The sequence below is a fragment of the Streptomyces sp. NPDC101151 genome, assembly GCF_044768335.1.
Taxonomy (GTDB): domain Bacteria; phylum Actinomycetota; class Actinomycetes; order Streptomycetales; family Streptomycetaceae; genus Streptomyces.
This window is the reverse complement of the sequence record NZ_JBIWPP010000046.1, coordinates 25,850-45,177: the sequence shown is the minus strand read 5'-3', so window position 1 is coordinate 45,177 and position 19,328 is coordinate 25,850. Positions and strand designations below refer to the sequence as shown.

Here is a 19,328-nt window from a genome sequence, read left to right as displayed (position 1 = left end):
CAGCCGTACGAGGAGCCGGAACACATGCACGTCGAACACCTCCTGCAGGACGAGTCCCTCGGCCTGCGTCTGCTCTGGTCCGAGGACGCACTGCTGCGACGGGAGATCAGCGGCGTCACCGTCACCGACCTGGAGGACCCCGCCCGTTTCGTCCGGCCCGACGAAGTCGTGCTCAGCGGGCTCGTATGGTGGAGCGCGGACGGGGGACGGGACAAGGCCGAACGCTTCGTCTCCGGGCTGAAGGACGCGGGTGCCGTCGCGCTGCTCGCCGGCGAGGAGACCCACGGCTCGGTGCCCGACGACCTGGTCGAGGCATGCGTACGGCACGGCGTCCCGGTCGCCGGTGTGCCGGCCCATGTGATGTTCCGGGCGATCACCGACACCGTGTACCTGCGGCAGTGGGGCGAGCTCAGCCGCCACCACGCCCTGCCCGAGCACGTGCGCGGCCGGCTGAACCGGCTGGTCGCGCAGGACGCCGATCCGGCCCTGATCCTCGCCACCGCCTTCGCCCACCTCGACGTGGCCCCGGCCTACGTCATCACCTCGACGGGCCGGACCGTCGCGGCCACACCGGGCGCGGACCCGCTCCCGGCGCGAGAGGCCGCCGCCCTGCCCGGGAACGACAGCGGTGCCACGGTGCCGGTGGAGTCCGCCGCGCTGACCCCGTACGAGCGCTGGTGGCTGCACCTTCCCGAGGCCGCCGCCGCACCGCCGCGCCTGCTGCACGAGATCACCGACGTCCTGGGCCGCTGCAAGGAGGCGCTGACCCGGCGCCGGGCCGCCGAGCAGCAGACGGCCGACGAGCTCGGCAGGCTGCTCGCCGCCCCCCGGGCCGGGGACCTGACCACCGCGGCACGGGCCTGCGGTCTGCCGGCGCACGGCCCGTACCGCGTGGTCGTCGCCGACACCGACGACCGGCACCCCGGGCCGGCGGAAGGCGCGCTGACGGAAGCGGTCGCGCACGCGGCCCCGGCGTTCGCCGCCGTGGGACGCCTGCCCGACGGGACCGCCTTCGCGGTGGTGTCCGAGGATGCCGCCGCGGATCTGGCGCAAAGCTGGCCGCTGGTGGCCGCCTGTGCGCCGGACGTCCTCCTGCACGGCGGGCTCGGCACGCCGGCCGCCGACGCGACCGGGCTGCCCGGAGCCCTGGCCGAGGCCCGCTACGCCCTGTCCTCCGCACGGTCGACCGGCCCGGACGCCTCGTCCCTGTCCGACGCCGTCACGCTGACCACACTGGACACGCTGCTCACCGGCGTACCGGCCGAGGTGCGCAGCGCCTTCAGCCGCACCGTTCTCGGGACGCTGCTCAACACCGAGAACGCCTCCGCCGCCGCGTTGCTGAACACCCTGGAGGTGTTCCTCGCCCACGACGGCTCCTGGGCCCGCACGGCCGAGGCGCTGCACCTGCACGTCAACACCGTGCACTACCGGATCCAGCGCATCGAGCACTTCACCGGCCGCGACCTGTCCCGCCTCCGGGACCGCCTCGACCTGTGGGCGGCCCTGCTCTGCCGCACGGATCCGGACAGCACACAGACCACTACGACCGGTCGACGTGCACGCTCGTCGACTTCACCCGCGCGATGACCGTGACCCCCACCGCCAGACCCAGCTCATCCACGGCCTCCCGCGTCACCAGGGACACGACCTGGTGCGGACCGGCCTGGATCTCCACCCGGGCCACGACATCGTCCGCCGACAGGGCCGTGACGATCCCCGTGAGCGCGTTGCGCACGGAGGTCGGCGGCCCGGCCGCCCCTCCACGCTCGTCCTCGGCCGCCCGCTCCCGCACGAACCGCGCCAGCCCCACGCCGTCGATCACCCGGTTCCCCGAACCGTCCCGCCCCATCGGCAGCCGGCCCGCGTCCGCCCACCGGCGCACGGTTTCCGGACTCACCCTCAACAGGCGCGCGGCCTGGCCAATGCTGTACGTCGGCACCGTAGAACCCTAGCCGCCCCCTCTCCCCGCGGAGGCCGTGCATGCTGCTGCGTCAGCTGGAGTATCTCGTCGCGTCGCCAGCGACGGCGGCGCCCTGGCCGGAACCGGCGCGCACTCCTACTCGGTCACCACGTGACCGTGGGGGAGGGCGGTGGACGGCACCGCCCTCCCCGGACTGCCGCCGTCTCGGTCCCACCAGGTGCTTCACCGGAGGCTAGCGGGGACGTCGTGTGCCTTCCGGCGCGAACAACAGGGCGCGGGCGATGAGCAGGGCGACGTCGTCATGGTCGTCGGGGTGCCGGAGATCGCGCAGGAGCCGGTCGCAGATCTCCTCCAGCGGGCAGTCGGGTCCGTCGAGGACGTGGAGGAGTGTGTCGAGGCGTTGGTCGATGGGGTGGTGGCGGGTTTCGACCAGTCCGTCGGTGTAGAGGACCAGCTGGTCGCCCGGGTCGAGGCTGACGGTCGTGGTCTCGAACGGGACGCCGCCCACACCGAGTGGGGTGCCGGTGGGCAGGTCGAGCAGCTGGGGATGCTTGCCGCCGCGGACGAGGACGGGCGGCAGGTGGCCGGCGTTGGCGATGTGGCACTCACCACGGCGGGGATCGTAGGCGGCGTAGAGGCAGGTGGCGATGTACTGCTCCAGTCCGGAGGTGATCGTGTCGAGCTGTTCTAGGACCTGGCTGGGGTCGAGGTCGAGGCCGGCGTAGGCGGCGGTGGCGGTGCGCAGCCGGCCCATGGCCGCGGCGGCGTCGATGCCGCTGCCCATGACGTCGCCCACGACGAGAGCCGTCCTGTCGCCGCCCAGCGGGAGGACGTCGTACCAGTCGCCGCCGATCTCGTAGGCGGCCTGTGCGGGCTGGTACCGGGAAGCCAGCTGCAGGCCGGGCAGGTGCGGTGGATGGTCGGGGAGCAGGCTGCGCTGCAGCGTCTCGGCGGCATTGCGCACGCTCTGGTGGGCGCGGGCGTTGTCGATGCACACGGCGGTGCGGGAGGCCAGTTCGGTGGCGATGGCGAGGTCGTCCTCGTCGAACGGCCGTGGATCGCGGGCGCGGGTCAGCCCCAGGAAGCCGAGGATGGCGCCGCGTGCGGCGAGCGGGACGGCCATGTAGGAGTGCACCCCGGCACGGGCCAGCAGCGTGGCGGCACGCTCGTCGCGGGCGATGCGTGTCAGGTCGGTTCCCTCGGCGTGGGGGATCAGGACGGGCCGGCCGGTGCGCACGCATCGGGTGGCCACGCGGTCGGCGTCGTACGTGGCGATGCGGCCGGGCGGATCGGCGGCCTCGAGGGCTTCTGTGGGGTAGGCGGCCTTCAGCGCGAGGGCGCGGAAGATGGCGGCACCGACTCTGGTGGGAGGCCGGTGCTCGTCGATGACGGAGTCGAGCACATCGACGGCGACCACGTCGGCGAGCTCGGGAACGGTCACCTCGGCCAGCTCCCGGGCCGTCTGCTCGACGTCCAGGGTGGTGCCGATACGGGCGGAGCCGTCGGCGATCAGGGCCAGGCGCCGCCGCGTCGCGGTCGCCTCCTTCGCCGACTGGTAACGCTCGGTGACGTCCGTGACCAGTTCGGCCACCCCGAGCACGCGGCCCTGGGTGTCCTCGAGCCGGTACACCGAGATCGTCCAGGCGTGCTGGTGCTCCGGGTCGGCCGGGCTTCGGCCCACGATGGTGGACTGGTCGATGAGGGGGATCCCGGTGTCGAGAACCTGCAGCATCGCGGCCTCGGGCATCGCGAACTTCGTGGCCTTCATGATCTCGCGGTAGTGGCGACCGAGGTGCGCTTTCGTGGAGATGCCGTGCATCCGCTCCAGTGCGGGGTTGACGGCCAGGTACCGCAGGTCCGGGTCGAGGATCGCGATTCCGATGGGTGACTGGGAGATCAGCCGTGTGGACAGGGCGACGTCCCGCTCCACCTCGCGCAGCGTGGGCGAGTCGGTGCCGAGTCCGAGGGCGTAGAAGTCGCCGTGGTCGTTCAGCAGCCGCATGTTGCGCAGTTCCACCTGACGAGTGCTTCCGTCCTGCCGCCGGACGGGGAACGTGCCGCCCCAGCTCTGGCCGGTCTCCATGACCTCGGCGAACTTCTTGATCACCCAGTCCCAGTGCTCTTCGTTGACGAGCAGCCGTACGGCGAACTCTCCGAGCGCTTCCTCGGCGGTGTAGCCGTACAGCTCCTCGGCCTGAGGGCTCCACAGGACGACCCGTCCCTCGGAGTCCAGCAGCACCGCCGCCACGCCGAGAAGGTCCATCAGCCCGCTCGGCTGCGATGGTTCGCCGTTCGGTCGGCCGCTGAAAGCCTGGCCGATGTCCCCGAGAGGCCATTCGGCTTCGGTCATCGCAGGCACTCCTTCCGCCTGCCGACGCCACGTGAGCCATCCCTTGACCTGGAGCGCGGCCTGTCTGCGCCTGCGGGCGCTTGGACTCCCATGGTCCCCCGGACCACCGGAGAACACACCCCATTGATGTGGCGGGGCCTGGACGGGAGGGGTGGTGTCGATTGCGCCGTGGCCGGGGCGGGAGGGGCGGTGTTCAGTGCCCCGCGGCCTGGACGGGCGGTGGGGCGCAAGCGCCCACGCCCGGGCGGGCCGGGGAGCCGGCGCCGCAGGACGGCCGGGACGACCCTGTTCATCCCTGTTCATCGTCGGTTTTCGCGGGCTCGTCGCGGGCTCGTCGCGGGCTCCTCGCCGGCGCCGTTTCAGCCCGGCGGTGCCGTCAGATGGATCAGGATGCCGCACACCTCGTCCACGATCTCCCGGGCCTCCGTCTCGTCCCCGCAGTCGCCCAGCTCGCGCGCCGCCCCTCCGATGACGGTGGTCAGCACGCTCACCCTTACCCGGCCGGCGCGTCGCCGCTCGTCCACCTCCAGGAGCCGGGCGTTGCGCCGCACCCACGCGCGGTCCCACTTGCGGCGCAGTGCGTCGAAGCCCGCGGGGCCGTCGTCCTCCACGAGGAGCCTGCCGAGCCGTCGGTTGTCCCAGGCGCCCTCCAGGTAAGCCCTTGCCCCCGCGACGAAGAGTGCGATGGGGTCGTCCACGCCATGGTCGCGCTCGACGGTCAGCGTGGCCGCGGTCCGGCGCTCCTGTTCCTCCCGGAACTCCTCCCACAGGGCCAGATACAGCCCTCGCTTTCCACCGTAGTGCTGGAAGAGGCTGCCCACCGGGTTACCGGAGCGCGCCGCGATCTCGGTGAGACCGGCGTCGGTGTAACCCCGCTCGGTGAACACCTCCAGCGCGGCGTCCAGCAGCGTGCGCCGCAGGGTCCGGTCCTGCCCGGCGTGCCCCTCCGACAAGCCCGGGGCCGCCTTCGCGTCCGGGAGGCCCGCGCCCTGCGCGTCGGGCAGCTGATGTGCCGACCCGGTCTCGGCAGACTCCAAGATGCCGCTCACTGGTCATCCTCACGTTCTCCGGCCCCGTCGCGGATGGCGAGGGCGACCAGCAGTTCCAGGAGGTCGGCGATCCGGCGCGGATTGCGGCCGGTGCGTTCCTCGATCCGGCGCAGCCGGTAATGCGCCGTGTTGTGGTGCACCCGCAGCCGGTCTGCGGCCAGCCGCAGATTGAGGTCCGCCTCCGCGAAGGCCCGTATGGTGGCGGCCAGCGTGTCGCCGCGTCTGCGGTCCTCCTCCAGCAGCACCCGCACCCGCGGATCGACCAGCTGGCGGGCGAGGTCGTCGGCGCGCAGGGCCAGGTAGGCGAATGGGGACAGCCGAGGCAGCGCGGCCACCCCGCCCCCGCTCGGCACCAGATCGAGAGCGGACCGCGCCTCCTGGTAGGCGCGCGGCAGGTCGCACGCGCCCTGTGCGACCGTACTGATCCCCATGGAGAGCAGGGTTCCCTCCCGGGCCAGCCGCTGCTGGACGGCCTCGAAGTGGGCGCATATGTCCTCTGCGTTCATGCCGGCCCGGACCACGGGCACGGCCACCACCTCGCCGTGGCGCACGACGACCAGGGTTCTGCCGGCCCAGGGCCCGGCGACGCTGATCGACGCACTGGTGGCGTACCCGTTCTCGGCCGAGGTGACGTCCCCGGTGCGCGTGTCGCCGACGCACACCGCCACGACCGCCATCATCGGCGAGCGCGGTCCGATGCCGTAGGCCTGGGCCGTGGCGGACAGCGGACCGCGTGTCGGTGCCACGCCGGCCATGAGCTGGTCGAGGAGATCCCGGCGCTCCCGGTCCGCGTCCGCCACCACGCGCTGCTGGTACTCGACGTAGGCCTGCGCGGCATGGGTGCTGGCGTAGTCGACGTACCGCATCAGCGGTGTGACGAGGGACAGCGCGGCCTGCTGTGCCTCGGCGGACGTGCCCGCGCAGTCCAGCAGCGCGTCCCACATCACCTGTCGGCCGACCCGGAAGGCACTGATCCAGTCCTCCAGGGCGAACCCCGCGCGTGCTCTGCGCATCGCTGCCGCGCGGCTGAAGACCAGGTCCTCGGCGGCGATGTCCCGGTCTCCGGCCAGCGCGGCCAACTGCATCCGGTAGTGCTCGAGCACCTGGTCCCGTACGTCGTCGAAGAACCGCTCGTCCTGGAGTGCGTACGACGGGATCTCCGCGCGCATGACGTCGACGGCGGTCTCCGCCACCTCCTCGACCTGGTCGTGGACGGCGTGCAGGATCCGCTGCCGCTCCCGGCGGAGCGGTTCGGAGAGCTGAGGAGTGCCCAGGGCAGCACCGCGAGGCATGGCGCCGATCGTCGCCGTCCGCATCGTGCTCCGTCAACAGGCCTGGCGTGAGACATCTGCCGACACCTGTGCGCGGCGCACAGTTCGACGACCGAGAAGTTGGGTGCTCACACCCAATGTGCGCCTGGAACGCCCCCACCTACTGTGACGCTCGCCCACCCCCCCCAGCACGTCGGAAGGGGCGTCACTCATGCTCGCGGTCGACGGTATCACCGTGCGCTTCGGCGGGATCACGGCACTGGACGGTGTCGCATTCACCGTCGAGCCGGGCACCGCCGTAGGGCTCATCGGGCCGAACGGAGCCGGCAAGACCACCTTGTTCAACTGCCTCACCAGGCGCTGCACCCCCGACGGGGGAGACGTGCGGTTCGAGGACGAGGACCTGCTGGCCCTCCCTCCGCACGCCGTGGCCGGGCGCGGCATCGCCCGCACCTTCCAGAACCTGGGCCTGTTCCCGCGGCTCACGGTCCGGGAGAACGTCATGGTCGGCGCCCACAGCCGGGGGCGCACCGGACACCTCGCCGCGGCGCTCCGGCTGCCCCGCGTCCGGCGGGAGGAGAGGGAACTGCGTGACCGGGCGGGCGACCTGCTACAGCGGCTGGGCCTGGCGGGCGTCGCCGACCACCCCGCCTCCGGCCTGCCGTTCGGCACGCTTAAGCGCGTCGAACTCGCCCGGGCACTCGCGGTACGGCCCCGACTGCTGTTGCTCGACGAACCCGTCAACGGGCTCAGTCACGGCGAGGTCGACCAATTCGCGGATCTGGTCCGGTCGGTGCGCCAGGACTTCGACCTCACCCTCGTGGTGGTCGAACACCACATGGGGTTCGTGATGGGCCTGTGCGACAAGGTGGTCTGCCTCGACTTCGGCCGCAAGATCGCCGAGGGCTCACCGGAGGAGATCCAGTGCGACCCGGCGGTCGTCGAGGCGTACCTGGGGGTGGCTGCCTAATGCTGGTGTCAAGCCACGAGACGCAGGGGTGGCCGGGCCTGGAAGGGCTGGCGGTCACGGAGCATGGCGTAAAGGACGTTGACCTTGCGGCGAGCCAGGGCGATCAGGGCCTGGTGGTGCCGTTTGCCCTCGGCTCGCTTGCGGTCGTAGTAGGTCCGCGAGGTGGGGTCGCGCTGGATCGAGCAGAACGACGCCTGGTAGAAGACGCGCTTGAGGGCTTTGTCGCCTCCGGTCGCGGAGCGCGAGTAGCGCACCTTCCCGGACTGGGTCAGCACTGGTGCGAGGCCGGAGGCCGCCGCGAGAGCGTCGGCGCTGGTGAAGCGGCGGATGTTGCCGACCGATGCGATGAACTCGGCAGTCAGGACGACCCCCATCCCCGGCAGGCTGCGGACGAGGGCCCCGTCAGGGTGGGCGGTGACCAGCTCCTCGATCTCGGCCTCCAGGGCTTTGATCCGGGCTTTGCCGGCCGCGAGTTCGTCGGCCAGCTCGCGCACGAGTGCGGCCGTGCGCCGCTCTCCGGGCAGGGCCACGGTCTGGGCACGTGCGGCGGTGACCGCTGCTTCGGCCAGGGTCTGGGTGGTGGTCTGTTTGCTGACGCCGTGGCGTCGCAGGTAGGCGGCGATGCGCGCGGTGCCGGCGCGGCGGATCTCGCTCGCGGTCACGTAGCGGCCCAGAAGGATCAGGGCGGACTGCCGGGTGGGGTCCGCCACGCGTTCCAGCCCCGGATGGATACCCGTCAGCAGGTCACGCAGGCGCGCGGTGCGGGCCGTGGCCTCCTTCACCAGCGTGGTGCGGTGGCTGACCAGCAGCCGCAGTTCGACGGACTGCTCGTCGGGGAGTTCGACCACGCGCAGGTCGTCACGGAGCATGACCTGCTCGGCAATGGTCTTCGCGTCGCGCGGGTCGGACTTGTTCTCCCCGCCCCGTGTTCCGCGCCGGGCCCGGTTCACGGCCAGGCCGGGGACGTGGACACAGCGCACGTCCTGGGCCAGCAGTATCGCGGTCAGCAGGCAGGCGATGCCGCCCAGGATGTCCAGCCCGACGGTCACCTGTCCGTGTTCGTCCTGGACGGCGAGCAGTTCGGCGACGGCCTCTTCGATGGCATCGGGTGTGTTGTCGACCCGGTGGCTGACCAGTTGGCGCCCGCGGTCGTCGGTGACCGCGAGCCAGTGGAAGTCCTTGGCGATGTCGAATCCGGCCTGGGCTGTCACGGTGGCGCTCCCCTCGCTCGGCGACGTGCAGCGCGACTCCTCCCGCCTGTCCTCGCCCTACCAAGCGATGGTCCGCAGAGCCTAATCAGCAGTCCGGAAGAAGTGGCGGGACAGGGGGATCAGCCACCCGAGCCATGGACGGCAGCCAGCATGAAAACCATCCCTGCCCCACCCGCGCAGTCCCAGAGTCGCGAACTCTCAGGACGCACTCAAGAAGGTAGGGCCGCATGAGTGAGACCACCGCCGACCGCACCGAGGCTGAGGCACGTGTGGAGCCGGACTTCCTGAACGTGTCCGACCTGCACGCCGGATACGGCCAGGCTCGCGTGCTGCAGGGCCTCGGCTTCTCTGTCGCCCGCGGCGAGGTGTGCGCGATCCTCGGGCCCAACGGCGCGGGCAAGACCACGACGCTGCGGGCGCTGTGCGGCATGGTCCGCGGCCGCGGCTCGGTCACCCTGAACGGTACGGAGCTGCTGGGCCGTTCGCCCGAGCAGGCCGCCCGGCTCGGGGTGGCGCATGTGCCCGAGGGCCGCGGCACCTTCAACGACCTGACCGTCGAGGAGAACCTGCGCATCGGCGCCCACCTGCGCACCGGTCTCCGGCGGCGGGGCCGTGCCGGGCGTGCGGCCGTGGAGGCCGATGTGGACCGCATCTACGGCTACTTCCCCAAACTGCGCCAGCGGTCGCGTCAGGCCGCCGGCAGCCTCAGCGGCGGGGAGCAGCAGATGCTCGCCATCGGCAGGGCGTTGATGCTGCGGCCCTCGCTGCTGCTCCTCGACGAGCCGTCCCTGGGACTCGCCCCGCTGGTCACCCGTGAGCTGTTCGAGATCGTCCGTGCCGTCAACGAGGAGGAACGCACCACCGTGGTCGTCGTCGAGCAGAACGCCCAGCTGGCGCTGGACATCGCGCACAGGGCGCACGTACTGGAGGCCGGCCGCCTGGTGCTGTCCGGACCGGCCGCCCGGATCCGCGAGGACGGGCAGGTCGCCGAGGTGTACCTCGGTGTCTCCGTCCGCTCCCGGAAGGCCGGGTGAGCGCTGTGACCGATCTTCTCCAGCAAGTGGTGGAAGGACTGGGCTCCGGCGCGGTGTACGCCAGCCTGGCGCTGGCCCTGGTACTCATCCACCGGTTCACGGGAATCGTCAACTTCGCGCAGGGCGAGTTTGCCATGCTCTCGACGTACGTCGCCTGGCAGTTGGTGGCGTCCGGGATGCCGTTCTGGCTGGCGCTGCCGGTCACCCTCGCGGTGTCCTTCGCCGGCGGGATGCTGGTGGAGCGGATCGTCATCCGTCCCGTGCAGGGAGCACCCGAGCTGACGGTGGTCATCGTCACGGTCGGCCTGTTCATCTTCGTCAACGCGGTGGCCGGTCTGATCTGGTCGTTCACCGTGAAGGACTTCCCGCAGCCGTTCCCCGACGGGGGCCTCGACCTGGCCGGGGTGCGCGTGGACTGGGCGACGCTCGGGATCATCGGCGTGGTGGCCGTCGTGATGGGCCTGCTGTATCTGCTGTTCCAGCACACTTCCATCGGCCTGGTGATGCGGGCGGTCGCCTGCAATCCGGCCTCCGCCAGGCTGTCGGGCATCCGGGTGGGCCGGGTTCTGATGCTCGGCTGGGGGCTGGCCGCGACGGTCGGCGCGGTGTCGGGCGTGCTGGTCGCCCCGCTGTTGTTCCTGGAGCCCAACATGATGGGCGGGGTGCTGATCTACGCGTTCGCCGCGGCCACCCTCGGGGGCTTCGACAGCCCGGTCGGTGCGGTCGTCGGCGGCCTGTTCGTGGGCGTCGCCGAGACGCTGACCGGGGCGTACGTGGACGTCATCGGTGCCGACCTGAAGGTGGGCGTCCCCCTGCTGATCATCCTGGCGGTGCTGCTCGTACGACCCCAGGGCCTCTTCGGACGGGCGGCGGTGGAGCGCGCATGAGCACGATCATCGCAACACTCGGCACCGACCGCGCCCGGCTCCTGCGGGCCACGCTCACCGTGCTGCTCGCGGCGGTGGTCGCCGTCGGCGCACCGTTCTACTTCGCCCCTTTCCAGGTCTTCCAGCTGACCATGGTGCTTGTGTACGCCGTGGCGCTGTCCGGCCTGAACCTGCTGGTCGGCTTCGGTGGGCAGATCTCGCTCGGGCACGGCGCGTTCTTCGCGGCGGGCGCCTACACGGCGGCGGTCATGCTCGACCGGTACGACACCGGGCACCCGGCCACGCTGCCGGTCGCGGCCGGTGGATGCTTCCTGCTGGGACTCGGTTTCGGAGTGCCCGCGCTGCGGCTGCGCGGGCTGTACCTGGCCCTGGTCACCCTCTCGTTCGCGGTGTTCCTGCCGCCCCTGCTCAAGCGGCTGGAACCGGTGACGGGCGGCTCCATGGGCCTGACCGTGGACAAGCTGCAGCCGCCGGCGTGGAGCGGGCTGGCCGAGGACCAGTGGATGTACTTCGTCGTCCTCGCCGTCACCGCGGTGGCCCTGCTGCTCGCACGCAACCTGCTGCGGTCCCGGGCCGGCCGGGCACTGCTCGCCGTGCGGGACAACGAGAGCGCCGCCGAGGTCATGGGCGTGCGGCTGTCGTTGCACAAGACCCTCGCCTTCGCGTGGAGCGCGATGTTCGCGGGTGTCGCCGGGTGTCTGTACACCTGGGTGATCGGCTTCGTCTCGCCCGACTCCTTCAGCTTCGTGCTCTCCATCACCCTGCTGGCCGGACTGGTGGTCGGGGGGTTCGCCTCGTTGTACGGACCCCTGCTGGGCGCGGCGTTCGTGATGTACGTGCCGAGCGTGTCCCAGGACGTCAGCGAGGCGGCTCCGGGAGTGGTGTTCGGCCTGCTGATCATCGCGGTGATGTGTGTGGCCCCGACGGGACTGGCCGGTCTGCCGGGCCGTGTCCGGGCCGCTGTCGCCCGCCGCCTGCCCCGTACGTCCGCCGCCCCCGACCAGACGCCCGAGGCCGCATTCGCGCCCGATCCGGAGCCGAAGTCCCAGGCCGCATCGGGACTGTCGGGCCCCTCCGCGACCCGGGCCTCAGCGGCCCCCGCAGTTGTCGAGACCGAACCCGTGGGCGCACCGCCCCGCACGGAGAAGGAATGAGTCACATGCGCAAGACGACCGCACTGCGGGCGGCCTCGGCCGCGACCGCCGCCCTGCTCACCGCGACCGCCTGCAGCAGCCAGCGAGGGCAGGAAGACCAGGGCACCGCCGCCGCCGGTGCCTGCAAGGGCCAGCAGACCACGGGCATCACCGACAAGACCGTCAAGCTGGGCGGGATCTACCCGCTGTCGGGGCCGGCCTCCGCCTACGGCACGATCAGCAAGGGCGTGGCCGCCTACTTCAAGTACGTCAACGACAACGGTGGCATAGACGGCCGCAAGGTGCAGTTCATCGTCCGCGACGACGGCTACCAGCCGCCCAAGGCGGTCGAGGAGGCCCGCAGACTCGTCGAGCAGGAGAAGGTCTTCGCCGTGTTCCAGACCCTGGGCACCCCGTCCACGGCGGCCGTGTGGGACTACCTCGACAAGCAGAAGGTGCCGCAGCCCTTCGTCGCCACGGGCGCATCCGTCTGGGGCACGGACGACAAGCACCCCTGGACCATCGGCTGGCAGCCCAATTACATCGCCGAGGCACGGGTGTACGCCAAGTACCTCAAAGACGCGAGACCCGAGGCCGAGGTCGCGGTCCTCTACCAGAACGACGACTTCGGCAAGGACCTGCTCGGCGGGTTCAAGAAGGCCGTCGCCGGCAGCGGCATCAAGGTAGTCGCCCAGGAGAGCTACGAGGTCACCGACCCTTCCGTGTCGGCACAGATGGCGAGCCTCTCCCGCTCCAGGGCGGACGTGCTGCTGGACGTCACCACCCCCAAGTTCGGCAGCCAGGCCCTCGCCGCCGACGCCAAGAACACCAAGTGGAACCCGCTGCACATCGTGAACAACGTGGCCTCGTCCGCCGCCGTGCTCCAGCCCGTCGGGTTCAAGAACGTGCAGGGCGTGGTCTCGGCGACCTACTTCAAGGACCCCGCCGACCCGCAGTGGGCGAACGATCCCGAGATGAAGACCTACACGAAGGCCCTGCACAAGTACGCCCCCGACGCCGATCCGGCCAACCAGTTCAACGCCTACGGCTGGGCCGTCGCCTCCAGCCTGCACAGGGCCCTGGACGCGATGAAGTGCCCGACCAGGGAAGGGCTGCGGGACGCGGTGCGCAGCCTGAAGAACGTGAAGGTGGGCCTGCTGCTGCCCGGCGTCACCATGTCCACGGGCCACGGCGACGCCTTCCCGCTCGAGACGATGCAACTGATGCGGTTCAAGGGCCAGCGGTGGCAGCTGTTCGGCAAGCCGGTGGACACCCGGAAGGAGTTCGGCCCGCTGGCGAACTGAGCCGGCGGGGGCGGTCCCGGTCGATGCCCTGAGCCCTGAGCGCCGGGGCCGCCCTCGCCCGTCACCGGAGCCGGGAGCATGCCTGCCCGCCACTACAGCCGGGAGCAGGGCGGGCCTGCCGGTACGTCGACGGCCAGAAGTCTGTCGGCCCGTCGGGGAGATGCTCCACCAGGGGGATCGCCGCCCGGGATATGTCGACGTGGCACACCCTGGTGCGTCGGCTCGCCTGTGGCCCGGAGGCGAGCCGGTCCACTGCCCGCCTCTCGCCGGCCGCCCGCACACGGTCAGCGACCGCACCACCAGAGAGGTCTCCCGGGGTTCGGACTCGTCGCCGATGAGGCGCTGGTCATCGCGACCCGCTGTGATGAGGAAGGCGCCGGTCGCCCGAGCCCCCGTCAGGCGGCGTGAGCGTCTGTCCGTTCGCCGCGAGCACGAGACGGAGGCAGCCGCCCCGCCCCGCAGACGCTGGTCGAGGCAGAGCCGGGTTCCGAGCCGCCGATGAGCGGGCCCGGCGTGCCGCCGTCACCCTCGTGCCCGCCACGCCGCGCCACGCGATGGGCGGCGCCGCAGGCCCATCACGTTCCATAGGCTTACATGGCATCAGCAGGTCGGCGTGCATCTGTCAGCCCAGCCACCGGCCCGGACGCCGTCACGCCGGTCATCGGCCGTGTCGGGACCCGAGGCAGAACATCGGCGGCCGAGTACAAGGTGGTGCCCAGCGGTGGAGAAGCGGATGACGGAGCTCAGTGAAAGCCATGACGATCCGTTCGCCCCGCACCTGGCCGCCTTGGCGGTGCTCGACGACCGGGGAACCGTGACCGGGTGGCATTCCCGGGCCCAGGAACTGCTCGGCCACCCGGACACGGCTGTGATCGGTCGTCCGGCGTCCGAGGTCCTTGTCGATCCCCGCGATCTGCCGGCTGTCCGGGAGGCCGCGGCGACCTGCAGGAGAGCCGGCGGCTGGTTCGGGTTGCTCACGGTGCGGCACCGCGACGGGCGGCTCGTGGAGATGGGGCTCAGGGCCCATCCGCTCTCACGCGATGACCGGGTCCGTGAGTGGGTTCTTGTCGGGGCACTCGCGGTCGACGTCCTGGAGTGGCAACGGGACCGCGCGCTCCTCGACGGGTTGTACCGCCGGTGCCCGATCGGCCTGGTCGTTCACGGTCCCGATCTCAGGGTTCTCCGGGTCAACCGGGCCATCGAACGATTCAGCGGCGTCCCTGCAGCGTACTTTCGGGGCCTGCCCACCGGCTATCCGCTCCTTCCCGATGACGCACGCAAGGCCGTGGACCGGGTGCGCCAGGTGATCGAGACCGGAAAACCGCTCGTCTACTCCGAGCAGTTCGCTCGCCTGGAGTGGGATCCGACGCGAGAGCATGTCGCGTTGGTCTCGTCCTTCCCGATGGAGGATCCCTCCGGCCGCATCCTGGGTGTGGCCGAGATGATCGAGGACGTCACAGAACGCCATCGGGCCCAGCGTCGGCTCGCTCTCCTCGACCAGGCCGGCAGCCGAATCGGAACCACCCTCGACGTGGCGGAGACCGCTCGGGAACTGGCCGAGGTGATGGTGCCTCACCTCGCTGACCACGCCTCAGTGGACCTGCTGCAGCCGGTGACGGGCGGTGAGGAACCGACGCGGGCCCCGGCGGGGCCCTTGGTACGACTGGGGGCCTGCAGCGTCGGTGCCCAGCAACCCGGCCCGCCCCACCCCCACGGCGAGCCGGTGGAGTTCGGACCCGACACACCCCAGGGCAGATGCCTGGCAGAAGGGCGGCCCGTCCTGGAACCGGTTCTGACGCCCGACTGGTTCTCTCCGGAAGGCCACCAGGGGGTTCACGCTCCGGACCTGGGCGTCCACTCGCTGATCGTGGTACCTCTGGCCGCACGTGGCCTGGTGCTGGGCGTGATGACCCTGTGGCGTTCGCGCCGCCCCGATGCCTTCGAGGCGGACGATCTCACCCTGGCCCAGGAACTCGCCTCGCGCGCCGCCGTCGCCGTCGACAACGCCCGGCGGTTCACCCAGCAGCAGCAGACCGCCTTCACCTTGCAAAGCAGCCTCCTGCCCCGGAGGGTCCCGGACCAGTCGGCCGTCGAGGTGGCATTGCGGTACCTGCCGGCCGGCGGGGCCGCGGGCCTGGGCGGCGACTGGTTCGACGTCATTCCCCTGTCCGGGGCCCGGGTCGCCCTCGTCGTCGGCGACGTGGTGGGACGCGGTATCCACGCTGCCGCCACCATGGGCCGGTTGCGCACCGCCGTACATACCCTCGCCAGCCTCGACCTGGAACCGGACGAGCTCCTCTCCCGCCTGGACGACCTGGTGAACCTGCTTGCGGCCGAACAGGAGGCAGCCGGTGAACGGCCCGTGGGTGAGCAGGTCGTCGGCGCCACCTGCCTGTATGCCGTGTACGACCCGGTCTCCCGGCGCTGTTCCGTGGCCCGCGCCGGTCACCCGCCGCCGGTGGTGACCACGCCGGATGGACAGGTGGCTCCGCTCGACCTGCCGGCCGGCCCACCGCTCGGCCTGGGCGGGCTGCCCTTCGAGGCCCAGGAGTTCGAACTGGCCGAGGGAAGCCTCCTGTGCCTGTACACGAACGGACTCATCGGTGAACGTCACATCGATGCCGATGCCGGCATGACCAAGCTGTGCGTGGCGCTCGCCCGCCCCGCGGACGCGCTGGAACGGACCTGCCAAGCGGTGGTCGACTCGCTTGTGCCATCGCGCCCCAGCGACGACGTCGCGCTGCTGATCGCCCGCACCCGCATGCTGCCACCGGACGATGTCGCCGCATGGCAGCTGCCGCTGGAGCCTGCAAGCGTGGCCCGGGCCCGGGCACTGACCTCGGCGAAGCTGACCGAATGGGGTCTGGAGCACTTGGCGTTCACCACCGAGTTGATCGCCAGCGAACTGGTCACCAACGTCTACCGCTACGCCGGCGGCCCCGCGACCCTGCGGCTGATCCGGGAACGGTGTCTGGTGTGCGAGGTCAGCGACACCAGCCACACCTCACCACACCTGCGCCGCGCCCGTACCACCGACGAGGGCGGGCGCGGCCTGTTCCTGGTGGCCCAGATGGCCGAACGCTGGGGTACCCGCTACTCCCGCGAGGGCAAGACCGTGTGGACCGAACAGGCGTTGACCGGCACACTCACCTGACCGTCACAGGCCGTGCCGGGGTTCCGGTGGGGAGGGCCCGGAGCGCCGATGAGGGCGTACGGCGACCGGGCCGTCCGACGGAGCCGCGATCCAGCCCCGGCTGATGGCATGAGGGCAACGGGTCTCGACTCGCGGCTGCCATGAAGGGCCTGTGCGATGCGACCTGAGGCTCTGGGCGGACTACGGCCGCGGCCGCGAGGCCGCCTGCGCAGTCCGCCCCGACGCCGTGGTCACTCGGCTGCGGCGAGCAGCCGGGCCTCGCTCTCCTCGTACAGCCGCTGGTTCTCGCGGCTGCCGGCGGTGCGGCGCCGGTGGTCCATACGGCTGCCCAGCCACCCCGCCAGGTAGCCGAACGGGACGGAGACCAGTCCGGTGGACTGCATGGGGAACAGGTCGAAGTCGGCGTCCGGGAAGACGGCGGTCGGCGTACCCGAAACGGCCTTGGAGAAGACCATGAGCAGCAGCGCGCAGGCCGCGCCGCCGTAGAGGCTGGCCAGCAGGCCGGTGCGCGTGAATCCTCGCCAGAACAGGGAGTAGGTGAGCGCGGGTGCCACCGCCGATGCCCCTATGCAGATGGCCAGAGTGGTCAGCACGCCTACGTCCCAGTTCTGGACCATGGTGGAGAGCCCGATGGCAACGGTTCCCACGGCCACGCTCGTCCACGCCGCCACCGTCATCTCCGTACGCGGCTCGGCCTGTCCCCGCCGTACCGCATGGGCGAACAGGTCGTGGGCGAGCGACGAGGCAGCGGCCAGGGTCATCCCCGCGACCGACGACAGCAGGGTGATGAACACCATGCCCGCCACGGCCGAGTAGAGAATCGTCGCGCCTGCGGAACCGGGGGCTCCGCCGAGCAACTGCGAGAGCATGAGCACAGACGTTCTCCCCTGCGGGTCGGCAGCGGTGATGTACCGCGATCCCACCAGCGCTGCCGCGCCCGTACCCATGATGATCACGAGCAGGCAGAACGTGGTGACTGTGCCGACCGCCCACGACATGGAGCGACGCACCGCCGGCACATCCTGCGCGGAGTACAGACGCATCGTGATGTGGGGCAGGCAGGCCACACCGAGGACCACAGTGATCTGGAGACTGACGAAGTCCAGCCGGTCGACGGCCGAGGTGCCCAGCTGAAGGCCCTGCTGGAGGAAGGCTGGGCCTGCGCCGCTGCCGTGCTGGGCGGCCCTCAGGACGGCGCCGGGGCTCCAGTCGAAGCGGTTCAGTACGAGAGCGGCGACGACGACGCTGGTGCCGAGCAGGATGATGATCTTGATCATCTGAATGAGAGCGGTGCCTCGCATGCCGCCGATCGCCGCATAGATGATCATCAGGCTGCCGACGATGACGATGCACGCCGTCCTGGCACCCGCCACGTGGGGGAGGTTCAGGATGAAGGTGAGCAGCGAACCGGCCCCGGAGAGCTGGACGACCAGGAAGGGCAGGGTCGCCGAAAGTGTCACCACGCAGGCTGCGATACGCACGGCCCGTCCGGGCATGTTGCGCGCCAGGACGTCACCCATGGTGAACCTGCCTGCGTTGCGCAGGGGTTCGGCCAGCAGGAACATCAGAATCACCAGAGACAGGGCGGTGCTCACCGCAAGGACATAGCCGTCGTATCCGGCGAGCGCGATGATGCCGGTGGTGCTCAGTACCGTGGCCGCCGAGATGTAGTCGCCCGCGATCGCCAGGCCGTTCTTGAGCGGCGTGAGCGAGAGGTAGCCGGTGTAGAAGTTCGTCAGGTCGTCGCGGTCCGGTCCCGCCATCACGCACATCAGCAGCGTGACGGTGACCAGCGTGGTGAACAGAATCAGGACAGTGGCCTGTGTCCCGGTGCTGAAGTCGTTCATCTCGTCACCCCCGCGTTCCGGCCGGTGGGGACCGCCCGCTCCCTGACGGCGAGGGCCAATGGATCCACCGAGCGTTGTGCGCTGCGCCCGTACCAGAAGACCGCCGCGAAAGTGACGACGAGCTGGAGGACTCCCAGGGCGATTCCCAGGCTCAGCTCTCCGGCGATCTTGGCCCCCATCAGCCCAGGCGCATAGCAGGACAGCACGACATACACCACGAAGGAGCCGAGCGCGGCGAGCGTGGAGATCCGGCGGAGCAGGCGGTAGGCCGAGCGCAGGGCGGCGAGGTCGGTGAGGTCAGCGCTGCGCCGCTGAGTCTCGTGCGTGTGCGGCTGGTTCCAAGGAGCTTGCCCGTACGGCTCGTCCCAAGGGGTTTGCCCGTACGGCTCGTACCGAGGGGCGTCGTGTGCGTACGGGTCGTACCGAGGGGCGTCGTGTGCGTATGGCTCGTACCGAGGGGCGTCGTGTCCGTACGACTGCGGTGCGGTGTGGGGCCGCGGCCGTCCCGGTGTTGGTGGCGGGTACCGGTTCTCGTCGGCGTATGTCATGGCCTGGCCTTCCGCTGCGGCTCGGATCCGTGGAGGTGAACGGGGGGATGGCTCGGCGGCGCACGATACCGACTGGTTGGAATGCCTGTCAGCCCGCTGCGGGTCACGGTTCGGGGTCGGCGCGGTCGGTCTCGGACGGCTTCACGTCCACAAGAGGCCGACGCGGAAGCAGCGCAGCGCTGGGCAGTCGGTACAGCAGTACGGTATGTGCACACAACGCCGGGGGTGTCATGGGTAGCGGAAGCAATGGAGCCGTCGACGCCGGCGTCTTCGTCACAGCCCTCGTACTGCTGCTGGTGAGCGTGGCCGGGCCTTTGTCGGGCTGCCATTTGTCGGCGTACTCGTTGAAGTCGACAGGCCGGCGATGACCGCGTCCAGGTCGTGCAGGCGGCCGTCGGCGAATTGCCGCAGGTGAGGAGGGTCGTCCTGTCTGACCTGCTCGATCCATGTGGCGAGGTCTTCGCTGCGGTGTTCGTGCATGAGACCGGCGAAGGACCGGACGTGTTCGACGGTTGCGTCGAGTTCGGGGCAGGCCGCTCGGATTTCTTTGAGGCCGATGGCGTCGTCGGGCAGGAGGTTTTCGGGGTGGGGCATGATCCAGCGCAGGGCTCGTCAGGGTTTGGATGGTGCCGGCGGCGGGGCTGTGGTC

Annotated in this window: 15 protein-coding genes; 7 read left to right on the top strand and 8 right to left on the bottom strand. The window is 70.9% G+C overall.

The genetic code is table 11. The features are described 5' to 3' along the window. Positions 1–24: 24 nt before the first annotated feature. Positions 25–1,587 carry a PucR family transcriptional regulator gene (locus ACIRU3_RS41955; RefSeq protein ID WP_404068602.1) on the top strand — a complete coding sequence of 521 codons (1,563 nt, stop codon included), beginning with the start codon at positions 25–27 and terminating at the stop codon, positions 1,585–1,587. Here ACIRU3_RS41955 and ACIRU3_RS41950 read toward each other — a convergent pair. The 4 genes from ACIRU3_RS41950 to ACIRU3_RS41935 form a co-directional block, all read right to left on the bottom strand. Next, positions 1,541–1,939 carry a molybdopterin-binding protein gene (locus ACIRU3_RS41950; protein WP_404068600.1) on the bottom strand — a complete coding sequence of 133 codons (399 nt, stop codon included), beginning with the start codon at positions 1,937–1,939 and terminating at the stop codon, positions 1,541–1,543. The genes ACIRU3_RS41955 and ACIRU3_RS41950 overlap by 47 nt on opposite strands. Positions 1,940–2,153: 214 nt before the next feature. Beyond that, positions 2,154–4,271, bottom strand: coding sequence for a SpoIIE family protein phosphatase (locus ACIRU3_RS41945; RefSeq protein WP_404068597.1), 2,118 nt, complete (start codon positions 4,269–4,271; stop codon positions 2,154–2,156). 359 nt (positions 4,272–4,630) lie between these two features. Beyond that, entirely contained in the window at positions 4,631–5,320 is a 690-nt protein-coding gene (locus ACIRU3_RS41940) for a TetR/AcrR family transcriptional regulator (protein ID WP_404068595.1), read from the bottom strand. After that, positions 5,317–6,612, bottom strand: coding sequence for a PucR family transcriptional regulator (locus tag ACIRU3_RS41935; RefSeq protein WP_404068593.1), 1,296 nt, complete (start codon positions 6,610–6,612; stop codon positions 5,317–5,319). The genes ACIRU3_RS41940 and ACIRU3_RS41935 overlap by 4 nt, the downstream gene beginning before the upstream one ends. A 190-nt stretch (positions 6,613–6,802) precedes the next feature. Between ACIRU3_RS41935 and ACIRU3_RS41930 the strand changes: the two genes are divergently transcribed. Beyond that, a complete protein-coding gene (locus tag ACIRU3_RS41930; RefSeq protein ID WP_404068590.1) occupies positions 6,803–7,561 on the top strand; it encodes an ABC transporter ATP-binding protein in 759 nt (252 codons plus the stop codon). 8 nt (positions 7,562–7,569) lie between these two features. Here ACIRU3_RS41930 and ACIRU3_RS41925 read toward each other — a convergent pair whose 3' ends face one another. Continuing rightward, positions 7,570–8,772 (bottom strand): IS110 family transposase, encoded by a 1,203-nt coding sequence (locus tag ACIRU3_RS41925; protein ID WP_404068588.1) that lies wholly within the window; start codon positions 8,770–8,772, stop codon positions 7,570–7,572. Between the two features lie 227 nt (positions 8,773–8,999). Between ACIRU3_RS41925 and ACIRU3_RS41920 the strand changes: the two genes are divergently transcribed. The 5 genes from ACIRU3_RS41920 to ACIRU3_RS41900 all read left to right on the top strand — a co-directional run bounded on the left by ACIRU3_RS41920 (position 9,000) and on the right by ACIRU3_RS41900 (position 16,284). Beyond that, positions 9,000–9,806 (top strand): ABC transporter ATP-binding protein, encoded by an 807-nt coding sequence (locus tag ACIRU3_RS41920; RefSeq protein WP_404068586.1) that lies wholly within the window; start codon positions 9,000–9,002, stop codon positions 9,804–9,806. Positions 9,807–9,811: 5 nt separating this feature from the next. Then, positions 9,812–10,693: a branched-chain amino acid ABC transporter permease gene (locus ACIRU3_RS41915; protein ID WP_404068583.1), complete on the top strand. Its 882-nt coding sequence runs from the start codon at positions 9,812–9,814 to the stop codon at positions 10,691–10,693. Beyond that, positions 10,690–11,847 (top strand): branched-chain amino acid ABC transporter permease, encoded by a 1,158-nt coding sequence (locus tag ACIRU3_RS41910; RefSeq protein WP_404068580.1) that lies wholly within the window; start codon positions 10,690–10,692, stop codon positions 11,845–11,847. Before ACIRU3_RS41915 ends, ACIRU3_RS41910 begins: the two co-directional genes overlap by 4 nt. A gap of 5 nt (positions 11,848–11,852) precedes the next feature. Continuing rightward, positions 11,853–13,130 carry an ABC transporter substrate-binding protein gene (locus ACIRU3_RS41905; RefSeq protein WP_404068577.1) on the top strand — a complete coding sequence of 426 codons (1,278 nt, stop codon included), beginning with the start codon at positions 11,853–11,855 and terminating at the stop codon, positions 13,128–13,130. 733 nt (positions 13,131–13,863) lie between these two features. Beyond that, complete coding sequence (locus ACIRU3_RS41900) at positions 13,864–16,284, top strand: SpoIIE family protein phosphatase (protein WP_404068574.1); 2,421 nt, start codon at positions 13,864–13,866, stop codon at positions 16,282–16,284. 230 nt (positions 16,285–16,514) lie between these two features. Here ACIRU3_RS41900 and ACIRU3_RS41895 read toward each other — a convergent pair whose 3' ends face one another. The 3 genes from ACIRU3_RS41895 to ACIRU3_RS41885 all read right to left on the bottom strand — a co-directional run bounded on the left by ACIRU3_RS41895 (position 16,515) and on the right by ACIRU3_RS41885 (position 19,273). Beyond that, complete coding sequence (locus ACIRU3_RS41895; RefSeq protein WP_404068572.1) at positions 16,515–18,131, bottom strand: cation acetate symporter; 1,617 nt, start codon at positions 18,129–18,131, stop codon at positions 16,515–16,517. Continuing rightward, on the bottom strand, positions 18,128–18,679 hold the full coding sequence (locus tag ACIRU3_RS41890; RefSeq protein ID WP_404068569.1) for a DUF485 domain-containing protein: 552 nt from the start codon (positions 18,677–18,679) through the stop codon (positions 18,128–18,130). Before ACIRU3_RS41890 ends, ACIRU3_RS41895 begins: the two co-directional genes overlap by 4 nt. Before the next feature lie 273 nt (positions 18,680–18,952). Then, a complete protein-coding gene (locus ACIRU3_RS41885) occupies positions 18,953–19,273 on the bottom strand; it encodes a hypothetical protein (protein ID WP_404068566.1) in 321 nt (106 codons plus the stop codon). Between the last annotated feature and the right edge of the window lie 55 nt (positions 19,274–19,328).

Bases quoted from the DNA above. Each gene is read 5' to 3' on its own strand.
- ACIRU3_RS41885 (WP_404068566.1), bottom strand. From the start codon at position 19,273: ATGCCCCACCCCGAAAACCTCCTGCCCGACGACGCCATCGGCCTCAAA.
- ACIRU3_RS41935 (WP_404068593.1), bottom strand. From the start codon at position 6,612: ATGCCTCGCGGTGCTGCCCTGGGCACTCCTCAGCTCTCCGAACCGCTC.
- ACIRU3_RS41945 (WP_404068597.1), bottom strand. From the start codon at position 4,271: ATGACCGAAGCCGAATGGCCTCTCGGGGACATCGGCCAGGCTTTCAGC.
- ACIRU3_RS41890 (WP_404068569.1), bottom strand. From the start codon at position 18,679: ATGACATACGCCGACGAGAACCGGTACCCGCCACCAACACCGGGACGG.
- ACIRU3_RS41930 (WP_404068590.1), top strand. From the start codon at position 6,803: ATGCTCGCGGTCGACGGTATCACCGTGCGCTTCGGCGGGATCACGGCA.
- ACIRU3_RS41905 (WP_404068577.1), top strand. From the start codon at position 11,853: ATGCGCAAGACGACCGCACTGCGGGCGGCCTCGGCCGCGACCGCCGCC.
- ACIRU3_RS41900 (WP_404068574.1), top strand. From the start codon at position 13,864: ATGACGGAGCTCAGTGAAAGCCATGACGATCCGTTCGCCCCGCACCTG.
- ACIRU3_RS41955 (WP_404068602.1), top strand. From the start codon at position 25: ATGCACGTCGAACACCTCCTGCAGGACGAGTCCCTCGGCCTGCGTCTG.
- ACIRU3_RS41920 (WP_404068586.1), top strand. From the start codon at position 9,000: ATGAGTGAGACCACCGCCGACCGCACCGAGGCTGAGGCACGTGTGGAG.
- ACIRU3_RS41895 (WP_404068572.1), bottom strand. From the start codon at position 18,131: ATGAACGACTTCAGCACCGGGACACAGGCCACTGTCCTGATTCTGTTC.
- ACIRU3_RS41910 (WP_404068580.1), top strand. From the start codon at position 10,690: ATGAGCACGATCATCGCAACACTCGGCACCGACCGCGCCCGGCTCCTG.